Annotated in this window: 3 protein-coding genes; all 3 read right to left on the bottom strand. The window is 39.3% G+C overall.

Features of this window, described 5'->3' with window-relative positions; translation table 11 throughout:
- Positions 1–586, bottom strand: a 586-nt coding sequence (locus tag V7L97_RS12615; protein ID WP_333656536.1) for a glycosyltransferase family 2 protein, incomplete at its 3' end; no start/stop codon positions are given.
- Positions 577–999, bottom strand: a complete 423-nt coding sequence (locus tag V7L97_RS12620) for a hypothetical protein (protein WP_333656538.1) — start codon at positions 997–999, stop codon at positions 577–579. The genes V7L97_RS12615 and V7L97_RS12620, both read right to left, overlap by 10 nt.
- Before the next feature lie 147 nt (positions 1,000–1,146).
- Positions 1,147–1,287: a hypothetical protein gene (locus tag V7L97_RS12625; protein ID WP_333656540.1), complete on the bottom strand. Its 141-nt coding sequence runs from the start codon at positions 1,285–1,287 to the stop codon at positions 1,147–1,149.
- Between the last annotated feature and the right edge of the window lie 231 nt (positions 1,288–1,518).

The following is a 1,518-nucleotide window of genomic DNA, read 5'->3' on the forward strand; positions in this document are numbered from 1 at the left end:
CTGATTTTAGAATTCTCAGATTAAGTTCTGCATCCTCATTTGTAGTCATTTCTGGATCGAACAGCCCTATTTTTTCAAAAATATTTTTCTTAAAACATCCGAGATAAACCGTATCGACAAATCCGGAATATCCTCCCAAATGAAATTTAGCGTTTCCAACTCCGATTGGATGTGACATGCAGAATGCAACCGCTTTTTGAAATGGAGTCTCGCCTACAGGAACCATTACTCCTCCTGCATTATCCGCATCGACTTCCCGTAATGTTTTTACGCAATCAAGTATATAGTTTTTGGGATAAATGCTGTGGGCGTCGGCCCTGAGTATGATTTCGCTTTTGATATCTGCGTTTTCTATCGCTATATTTAAACCGTACCCTTGAGTTTTAAATGCATTATTTACAATCTTGACTGCAACATTTTTATTCTTAGATGCAAATTCCTTTAAAACCTCCAATGTCCTATCGGAACTGCCGCCGTCTGCAATAATAAATTCGAGATTATCCAGAGGATAATCTCCATCTATAAGACTTTCGAGGCACTGAATTATGGCATTTTCTTCATTATAAACAGGAATGATCACTGACACCGGACTGAACTCATGCATTTGTCATCTTCCTTTTTAAATAAAAATTTAACCAGATTTTTAAAGCCTTTCATATTTCGCTTAAGCTCTGACAGACTGAAAAGGCTCTGAAACGCCTTTCTTGCAATGTATCCCGGTCTCAAATAAAACTCTCTCCTCGCCCTGTCACAAAAGTCTATCAAATATTGGCTGCTTAAATCCTGTCTCTCCAATACCGTCGCGTGCAATCCGTCCTCGGTAAGCCATTTGGAATAATCCCTTGTAAGCAAATAATCCTTTCCCTCGGCCCATTTATAGGCATCTGTCCCTGGATATACCATAATTGGATAAAATTGCGCCGTATCAGGATTAAGCTTTTTGGCATACTTTAGCGTTTCCTCGAGTGTTTCCTTGGTTTCTCCGGGATTGCCAACCATAAAACATCCATGCACCATAATGCCTGCTTTTTCGTTGCCCTTGAAAATTCAAATGCCCGCTCGATTTTTAACCTTTTTTTATATTATCCAGTATTTCCTGCACACTGCTTTCGTATCCTACGCAAAAAAGCCTGCATCCAGCTTTTTTCAGTTTTTCAAAACAGCCACATCCGTCATATCCGCTCTTGAGTTCGCCGAAAACGGGATTTTGTTGCCGATTGCAATTAATGCATCGGCTATAGCCTCTGCATGTTTCTTATTAACGGTCATGGTGTCGTCTTCTATCATTATTTCTTATTTCTTTCACTTCCGGAAAATTTTCCGCAATGAATCGAAATTCTTCAGCGACATTCTTGTGGCTTCGCAATCTCAATTTATGACCATACATAGTTTGCGGATAACAACAATAAAAGCAGTGGTAAGGGCAACCGCGCCCTGTAACAATAGTAATAATAGGGTATCGCGAATGTCCATAAAAGTAATCGTTTATATTTAAATGCCTCTTATAGACCGAAGACA

Origin of the sequence: Dissulfurispira sp. (assembly GCF_036745535.1) — a bacterium.
Lineage (GTDB): Bacteria > Nitrospirota > Thermodesulfovibrionia > Thermodesulfovibrionales > Dissulfurispiraceae > Dissulfurispira.

Excerpts from the sequence above, each read along its gene's own strand:
- V7L97_RS12620 (WP_333656538.1), bottom strand. The coding sequence starts at position 999 with ATGGTTGGCAATCCCGGAGAAACCAAGGAAACACTCGAGGAAACGCTA.
- V7L97_RS12625 (WP_333656540.1), bottom strand. The coding sequence starts at position 1,287 with ATGATAGAAGACGACACCATGACCGTTAATAAGAAACATGCAGAGGCT.